The sequence below is a fragment of the Vibrio ouci genome (assembly GCF_004551525.1).
GTDB lineage: Bacteria > Pseudomonadota > Gammaproteobacteria > Enterobacterales > Vibrionaceae > Vibrio > Vibrio ouci.
On sequence record NZ_SATR01000076.1, the window covers coordinates 1 to 8,205 of the forward strand.

Annotated in this window: 8 protein-coding genes; 7 read left to right on the top strand and 1 reads right to left on the bottom strand. The window is 51.5% G+C overall.

Going from position 1 to position 8,205, the window contains the following annotated elements:
* The 6 genes from traN to ELS82_RS22765 all read left to right on the top strand — a co-directional run.
* A partial coding sequence (traN, locus tag ELS82_RS22740) for a conjugal transfer protein TraN (RefSeq protein ID WP_167489480.1) occupies nucleotides 1–817 on the top strand: 817 nt, incomplete at its 5' end.
* 47 nt (nucleotides 818–864) lie between these two features.
* Nucleotides 865–1,647 (top strand): type-F conjugative transfer system pilin assembly protein TraF, encoded by a 783-nt coding sequence (gene traF / locus ELS82_RS22745; RefSeq protein WP_134837478.1) that lies wholly within the window; start codon nucleotides 865–867, stop codon nucleotides 1,645–1,647.
* Between the two features lie 10 nt (nucleotides 1,648–1,657).
* Complete coding sequence (gene trbB / locus ELS82_RS22750) at nucleotides 1,658–2,101, top strand: type-F conjugative transfer system pilin assembly thiol-disulfide isomerase TrbB (protein ID WP_134837479.1); 444 nt, start codon at nucleotides 1,658–1,660, stop codon at nucleotides 2,099–2,101.
* Between the two features lie 156 nt (nucleotides 2,102–2,257).
* The gene (locus tag ELS82_RS22755) at nucleotides 2,258–3,667 is read left to right on the top strand and encodes a conjugal transfer protein TraH (protein WP_134837480.1); all 1,410 of its coding nucleotides are present in this window, start codon (nucleotides 2,258–2,260) and stop codon (nucleotides 3,665–3,667) included.
* A gap of 3 nt (nucleotides 3,668–3,670) precedes the next feature.
* Nucleotides 3,671–6,484: a conjugal transfer mating-pair stabilization protein TraG gene (traG, locus tag ELS82_RS22760; RefSeq protein WP_134837481.1), complete on the top strand. Its 2,814-nt coding sequence runs from the start codon at nucleotides 3,671–3,673 to the stop codon at nucleotides 6,482–6,484.
* Nucleotides 6,485–6,579: 95 nt separating this feature from the next.
* The gene (locus ELS82_RS22765) at nucleotides 6,580–7,131 is read left to right on the top strand and encodes a hypothetical protein (RefSeq protein WP_134837482.1); all 552 of its coding nucleotides are present in this window, start codon (nucleotides 6,580–6,582) and stop codon (nucleotides 7,129–7,131) included.
* Nucleotides 7,132–7,135: 4 nt separating this feature from the next.
* Here ELS82_RS22765 and ELS82_RS22770 read toward each other — a convergent pair whose 3' ends face one another.
* On the bottom strand, nucleotides 7,136–7,405 hold the full coding sequence (locus ELS82_RS22770; RefSeq protein ID WP_134837483.1) for a hypothetical protein: 270 nt from the start codon (nucleotides 7,403–7,405) through the stop codon (nucleotides 7,136–7,138).
* Between the two features lie 202 nt (nucleotides 7,406–7,607).
* Here ELS82_RS22770 and ELS82_RS22775 point away from each other — a divergent pair, with 202 nt between their 5' ends.
* A complete protein-coding gene (locus ELS82_RS22775; protein WP_134837484.1) occupies nucleotides 7,608–8,150 on the top strand; it encodes a hypothetical protein in 543 nt (180 codons plus the stop codon).
* The last annotated feature ends 55 nt before the right edge of the window (nucleotides 8,151–8,205 follow it).

Here is an 8,205-nt window from a genome sequence, read left to right on the forward strand (position 1 = left end):
TATCGAAGGCGCGGGGACCCGGGTCATTAACGGCGTTCGGACCTACCTGAGCTGCTGGAAGTATCAGCTCAGGTATCAGTGTGATTTCCCGGACACCTGCGCTGAACTTGCCGACAATTGCACCACCACGTCGAGCCGCTGCAAAACGCGACAAAACGGCGTGTGCGTCGAAAAGGAACACACCAAGACGTGTCCGGTGACAGCGTGCAGCACAACAAAGCTTCATTGTCTGGACACCACCTTTTGTCTCGATGGCGATTGCTATGGCGCTACGCCGACTCAATCTGACGACTTCGCTCAGTCTGCCGCCGGGTTAGCGGCCCTGTCTGAGGCAGCAAAAGGACTCGGCAACCCGCCGCGTATTTTTGCCGGACAAGGGATGCACTGCACTGACAAAGCGTTTGGGTTTGCCGATTGCTGTAAAGACAGTGGCTGGGGCACCGACATTGGACTGGCTAAGTGCAGTGAGCAGGAAAAAGCGCTTGGTCAGGCCAAGGAGCAAGGGTTAACCATCGCTCTGGGCTCGTACTGCGCGACTAAAATCCTCGGCGCCTGCGTACGCAAAAAGAAAGGCTATTGCGTGTTCGGCAGCAAACTTGCGCGCATCGTGCAGGCAGAGGGCGCCAGAGATCAACTCGGCGTGAGTTTTGGCTCCGCGGAGCACCCCAAATGCGAGGCCCTCACCCCAGAGCAGCTTCAGGCCATTCGTTTTGACCGCATCGACTTTTCTGATTTCTTTGACGATATGCGCGGCAACGCCCAGCTCCCTTCTGCCAAAGAGATCCAGGAGCGTTTGCGCAGCGCGTACGGGCCATAGCCCCTGCGCCGCGTCCACCCTTTATTTATTTTTCGCCAGGTAAGCCTATGAACCTTCTCTCTCATACCTATACATGGCTGCTATTGGGCCTGTGGCTCTGGGTATTCAGTTATTCTGAACCTGTTCACGCCACCCCCAACGGATGGAAATGGTACAATGAGCCGAAAGCTCGCCCTATCCCCCCCAAACCCGAGCCTGCGCCCTTACCTGCCAATGCAAACACGACCGTGATGAGCGCCACGCAGCAACTGCAATGGTTCCATCAAACCTATGACGAAGTGAAGGCCGATGCCACCATCAACCCCCAAGATGAAGCGGCCTATCTCAAGCTCATGCAGCTGAATCACTTCATTGGACAGAAAGCCACCCAGACAGGCATGACGTTTAAAAAACTCCTGCTCAAGCACCCCGAGTACTCTTACGTCAAAGATCGCCCTGTTGAACAGGCAGCCAGAAGCCCATACCACCAGCAAGAGCGGCGCAAAAAAATCGACATGGTGGAAAAAATGAAAAAGGAAGGCTGGGGATTTTTCTTTGTCTATGAAGGCAACGACACACTGAGTCAAACGCTCGCGCCGTCGATACAGCAATTTGCTGACACTTACGACATTGAACTCCTTGGAGTGAGTAACGACGGCGTCTTTATCGACGCTGTCCGTCAAAGTCGCCGCAACCATGACCGCGTTATCGTGCCGTACACGCCTGCGCTTATCTTAGTCAACCCCACGACCTCAGAGTTCAAGCCTCTCGCCTACGGGTTTATTTCACAACACGATTTGCTCGGACGCTTCTACAACGTGGCCACAGACTATCAAGCCTCTGACTTTTAAAGGAGTGCCCATGAAATACCTCACGCTCAAACGATGCCTGACGCTCATCGCCCTGGCTCTCGTCACCCTGTCACCGGCCTACGCAGCGATGCAAGAGCCGTACGCAATGGTCTTTTTCTACCGCAGTGACTGCCCATACTGTCACTCGTTCGCCCCAAAGCTCAAAGCTCTGGCCGAACAGAAACAATTCCATATTTATGTGTTTTCTCTCGATAACCAACCGATACCGGACTTCCCCGTCCCTATCCCCGCCACACCGCAGATCAGTCAGATGTTTTTTGACAACCCCAGAAACATCACCGTGCCTGCCACGTTCCTGATCAACGTCAGCAGCCGAAAATTCGTCAAGGTGTCGATTGGGGACGTGACTTACCGAGAACTCGAGCAAAGCGTCAACCGCCTATTGAGTAACCAACATCTGCGCGAGGCGATGCAATCGCCTGCTCCTGACTGACAGGCACTGCGCAAAACCGGTGTGACAATCCGCTCCCCTTCATCGGGGTAGCCTCTCAGCGTCACTCCAGGCTTTCCCGCACTTCAGTGAATCATTCCCTGGTTGCCGGCCACGGTGAGCAGAAAGCGGGATATTCAATCAAAAAGGAGTCTCACCATGGACACTTCTTTATCCACAGTTGCTGTGGAAAACATACCCAAGCCATTGAAATACCTTACACTGTACCTGATGTTCATTTGTCAAGTCGAAGCAGCCGGTGTCAGCGGCTCTCTCGATGGCTTTTTTAACGATTTGGGTTATCACACCAATGTGTCGGATCCCAGTTCCTACAAAGGGCAATCCGCCAGCTACTACAATGGCGGCTCTCTGTACGTCCGCTCTCCCATCAAAAGCGCCCAGTTACTTTCAGCGACGGTTCCCCCTATCAAGATGGGGTGCAGCGGCATTGATGCCTTCATGGGGGGCTTTTCTCACATTAACTCGGATCAGCTGGTCCAGTTTGGGAAAGCGGTGATCGCCAATGCCACACCTTTTGCGGTCGATTTAGCGCTGCAGACCTGGGCGCCGCAAATCAAACAGATCCGCGACAACCTGCAAAACATCGCCGACACCTGGCTCAATCAGTCAATGAACTCCTGTGAGACCGCGCAAGCGGCGGTCAGTGGACTCGCCGCCGCCTTTGATAGTCCTCAGACGAAAAAACACATCTGTTCGACGATAGGTACGCACAATAATGCCTTCTCAGACTGGTTGGCTGCGCAGCAGGAATGCGGGGTCGGCGGACAGGCCGGCACACAACTGGCTAATGCCCGTGAGCACCCGGCGCTGGAAGACTTAACCCAGACCAATCACAACATCGTCTGGTCGGCGGCATTAAAAAATCCCTTTCTGTCGAGCGATACGGCGCTGGCCGAATTCTTGATGAGTTTATCCGGGACGTATATCTATGATGCGAATGGCAAGCCACGTTACTACTCCAGCCTTCTGGCCGACAACAACAACTTAGTCCAGGCGTTATTAGAAGGAGGAAAAGTCACCTACTACCAATGCGACAACACCGATCCGAAACACTGTCTGAACCTAAGCCAAGCCCACGTGACGCTTGCCGCTTCCAAAGGGCTTCAAGCCCGTATCCGAACCCTTTTAGAGCAGCTCTACACGGCGATTGCCAACGATACCACGCTCACTGATGCGCAGAAGTCGTTTCTGGAATACACAGACACCCCGATCCAAGCGATTTTCCTCAGTGCGACACAAGCCAATCGCTTACCGAACTTTGCCGCTTACTCTCGCCTGACCTCGATTGAATTACTGAATCGCTATCTGGCCAACATGCTCAATGTGGTGCAGACCTCACTGGCCAACACGCAGGTCGCCTTAACCGATATTGCTGTGGTTACCCGTGACATTGACAGAGCAAAGCGTTTCACCGATGGGTTGGCGCAAAAAGCAACCCAACAAATTCTTGAGCAAGCGCAGCTTATTCAAACTCATAAGAGCAATGACCATAAGGCATGGCAAACGCTCAGTGAGCAACTCCAACAAAACTCTACCTTCGGAGGATAGATCATGAACTTAGAGTATTACGTTTATTCACAAGGCGAGACACTCCAGCGTTTATTGAACGCGGTTGCCGCCTTCTTTCAGACAGCCAGCTTTGCCTCTATGAGCTCGATTGCGTTGATGATCGGGGCGCTCATGACCATGATGTACTTCTTTGCGACCCGAAACACCAAACACCTTTACGTTTGGGCCATCGTCTTTGCCCTCGTCCCCTCTATGCTGATCCATCAAACCGCTCGCGTTCAAATCATCGATAAAACCGAGCCCGGCGGCGTCTATTCGGTGGACAATGTCCCCTATATTGTCGCCTTACCGACGTGGTTCTTCAGTAGCATGATGATGGGCGTGACCGAAACGGTTGAAACCCTCTTTACCACCAGCGATGACAAACGGTATGGACGAACGGGGATGATGTTTGGCTCTGAGCTGTTTCAACTGTCGAGACAAGTGGATTTAAGGGATATTGAGCAACGCCGAATATGGAACGACTTTTTCAGGAACTGCATCATTGGCGACATTCAAATCAACCGTAAATACACCTGGAATGCCCTGTTTCAGGCACCTGACATCTTTGACTTTTTAGGTGAACACTCGATGAGCCCTCTGCGGGGTGTGATGGTCAACGGTCTGGCTCAGGATTTTAAAACCTGCCGTGAAATCTACCCGATTCTCAAGCGTGAGTTCGACGGCGCTTCTGCCGAAGAGCTTGATCTTCTGGGGACGTATTTGCATGGTAAGAAAGCCAGTATCTATAAACCTCACGTTCGAAACGCACTGCAAAACAGTTATCAGGATTTCATTGGGGTCAGCCATAACGCGGTCCAGATCCTCAGACAGAACATGGCCATGAATGCGATGCGCCGCAGCATTGATTCGCTCAACCCGAATGCAAGGGCGATGAACTACGCCTACACCTCAAACAAAATGCAGCAAACCTCAATGTGGGCGACGTTAGGCATGCAAGCGCGTGAGTTCATTCCCATGATGCACACCATGCTGTTTTTCCTGTTCAGTTGTTTAAGTTTTATGATTGCCACCGCCGCACTCATTCCGGCCTTAACCAAGATGGTGCTGATGAACTACATCAAAACCTTCGCTTATCTGGCCACATGGCCACCGCTGTTTGCCATCTTAAACGCCCTTATGCTCTGGTCGTTAGAATCCACATCAAGCTCAACGGCGGATCCTATGAATGGCCTGACCCTGAAAAATGCCAACGCGCTGGATGAGCTTCATATTCGGTTTGGTTACCTGGCGGGATTCTTGATGATGGCCATTCCGGTCCTCGCGGGAAAAATCTTGCAAGGGGGCGTCGCCGCGGCGCAAGCGATGAACTACCAACTGGCGAGCATGATCAACAGCACCAACGCGCGGGTCTCAGCCGCCAGCTCCACGGGTAATGTGGACTTCGGTAATATGCAAATGCAAAACTACACGTTCAATAACACCAGTGCCAATAAGTGGGATGACAACTTGTTGCTCCGAACGGGCATGGCGACCGTTCAACAGCAAGATGGCGCCTCGATCACCACCTTACAAAATGATGGAGGGCGTAAACTCTACAATGCACAGGAAGCGGTGTCTAAACCAGTCTGGCACGCACAGGTCGCCAGCATGGCACAAAACAGCGTCAATGATCAGTTCGCCAGTGCGTTAACGTCGCAGGAGCAACATATCAATACGTTCACGGACAGCTATTCAAACAGCCTGCAGCAAAGTGACCGCTGGAACGACAGCTGGTCACGCAGCGACACGTATGGCGATGTGCACAACGCCTCCACCGAAGGTCAGATCACGCACTCCCGTTCGAAGATGGAATCCGCCATTGATAACATCTCACAAACCATGGGCTGGACCCGCGATCAGGCGCGGGCGTATGCCACCTCCGCCAGTGTAGGGGCCAGTGCAGGGCTCACCATCGGCACGCCGGGGCAAAATATCCTGAGCGGCGGGGTCAGCACCAGTGTTCAATGGAGCAGTGAGGAACGTCAGGCCTACAACGCCATGAGTGCCGAGCAGAAGCAAGCGCTTGATCAGGCGACCCAACAATACAGTGAAGGCGCCAATGCGATGAGTCGCGCAGGACGCACGCTCGATGCGAAGGAAAACCACAGCGCCGTTGAGCAATATGCTCATGACTTTGCGCTGAATCATCAACGTATGCAAAGTGCCGCCGCCTCCGTCAGCGAATCGAATGCTGAGGTGGCCAGCCTGAGTAAAATCCAGTCTCGCCTCGATAGTAATTCGTTGACCTTCACCGAAAATATCACCAGTGGTTTCCAACGCTATCTGGAATCCGAGCTCGAGGACAAAGATAGTGTCGCTCGCCTGATGAACGCCACTCAGCCGGAAGAGCTCAAGGAAGTTCGAGAGCGATTCGATAAATACGCTCGCAGTGAGGCGTTTGAGAAAGCCTTTGAGATATCGACCTCCAACAGTGATGTTGAGGCCTTAGCCAAGTTCTACAACTCTCAAAATTTGGCCACGACGCCCACGCTTTCGGCCGAGCAGAAAACCATGATTAACAGTGGTGCCAAGCAGGCCAAGGGCAAAATTGAAGAAGTGACCATCGATATGATCAATTACCGCGGCAGTGACCACCTGTTTGATGATGATGTTTACCGCAACATCAAAGGTAGCGTGTCCGTGACCGCGGGCCATATGCAAAATGAAGCCGAGCAGCCTGTCACTCCGACCATCAACCCGGATTCGGATGTGGTCAAAACGGTTGAAAACCACGTCAATCCTCCAGCAAAGAAAGCCGAAGACAGGAAGCCGCATACGGGGTATCAATTGTACGACCGCAACGGAGATAAATAATGGATAAATAAACAGTACTGTCTGTTTATTCACCCGAGTCTACTTGATAGTATCCCAGTACCGTTAACGTCCTGGGATACACACGGAGGTGCCGTATGAAAAAGACATGGTTCATTCTATTGAGCATGCTGTTCGTCGCTCCGGCCTGGGCGCAAAGTGGCACGTGGAACAAAAGTCCTGAGCTTGACGCCCTGATTGTCAAACTCAAGCAACATTATGCCTCTGATGACTTGTTTACTATTGATAAACGAAGCATGACTCAAGTGGATAATCTGTCATTTTTTATTCTGTATATCGATAAGCCCGATACGCCTGAGTATAAACAGCTTAAGGCTTACCTGTGGGGGGTCCAGCAATCGTATACGGGTGGTATTAATCGCCAGATTGAAACCAATGTGGTGCCCTGGTTCTGTCCGCCAGGGTTATTTAGAGGCTTCAGCCATTACGCTGAAAACCCAACCCAGTTTATCGAAAACCTGATTTGGGAAACGTTAGATATTGACTTACAACGTCGCCCAAATAACTTACCGAAAGGCATTGGCATGTTTAAGCCCATGTCAGGACTTATTCAGTATGGGTTCCAAATAAAGTACCCCTGCTACGAAACAATCCCTCCGGCTCACCGGGTTGGGAACTGGGCTTACTAAGCATTTAAACGAACCCTCTCTTTTTAAGAAACATCGACTTCACCCCCAACCCACTGCGTGCCAGTTTCTGTGTCGCGCCGTTTTTACGTTCTCCTTCTATCCACCCCGAAACTGACTCCTCTTTTCTGACAAAGGAGCGATTATGCACACGCCTAACCGCAAGAAAAGCAATCACTTTACCCGTGGAGGCCAGGTCACCTTTCACGCCATTACCATGTTCTTTCAAGTCCACAATAAGCTTCAGCCGCCCTGATCTGCTAACGGCTTTCAGCAAGACCTCCGCCTTAATAACAAGCGGGTTACGGGATAAGTATCCCTGTTACCAACGCCAGCGCTCTGCGCACGTGTTATAGGGGCGATAGACATCATTCACGAATAAATGATTCATTAATTAACAGCACTGCTATGCCCATCTGTGCGAGAATGGAACATGCACTTTCAAACACACTGTTTTTTCCGAGACAGGGAGGCAGGTTATGAAAAAGATGTGGATTGTTCTATTCGTCACGCTGGCCACCACGCCAGCCCTGGCGCAAGACGAGACCTGGAAAAAAAGCCCAAAGCTTGACACCTTAATTACCGAGGTCAAACAGTATTATGCCTCTGACAACCWGTCAGACTTAAACAATGAAAAACTGACCCAGGTGGATAGCCTACCGTTTTTTATTGTTTATATAGATCAGCSCAATACACCGGAATACAAGTTACTTCAGGCATATTTGTGGGGCACACAGGAAGCTCACATTCGTGTCATCAACCGCCAAATCCAAACTGGTGCCTTACCTTGGTTTTGCCCTAAAGAGTCACTAACCACCTTCAGTTACAACGCGGAACACCCCACTCTATTTATAGAGAACATTATTTGGCMGTCGCTTGATGGTCTCTTGATAAATGTGCCTCASCGTTTTTTACGGCCAGATCTACTTGCCAACTTTGGCAGCACTTCAGACTTTGTCATTGAGAGCCTGGAGAGCACATACCCTTGYGAKCACAACACACATTTATCCACCGTCCAGTGAGTCCCATAGCAATCTCTCACTCATGACGCGCTACCGCTGCCTTTGAGTCAACCTC

What these genes read in the sequence shown, in the direction of transcription:
- trbB (WP_134837479.1), top strand. Translation starts at nt 1,658, where the DNA reads ATGAAATACCTCACGCTCAAACGATGCCTGACGCTCATCGCCCTGGCT.
- ELS82_RS22765 (WP_134837482.1), top strand. Translation starts at nt 6,580, where the DNA reads ATGAAAAAGACATGGTTCATTCTATTGAGCATGCTGTTCGTCGCTCCG.
- ELS82_RS22755 (WP_134837480.1), top strand. Translation starts at nt 2,258, where the DNA reads ATGGACACTTCTTTATCCACAGTTGCTGTGGAAAACATACCCAAGCCA.
- traG (WP_134837481.1), top strand. Translation starts at nt 3,671, where the DNA reads ATGAACTTAGAGTATTACGTTTATTCACAAGGCGAGACACTCCAGCGT.
- traF (WP_134837478.1), top strand. Translation starts at nt 865, where the DNA reads ATGAACCTTCTCTCTCATACCTATACATGGCTGCTATTGGGCCTGTGG.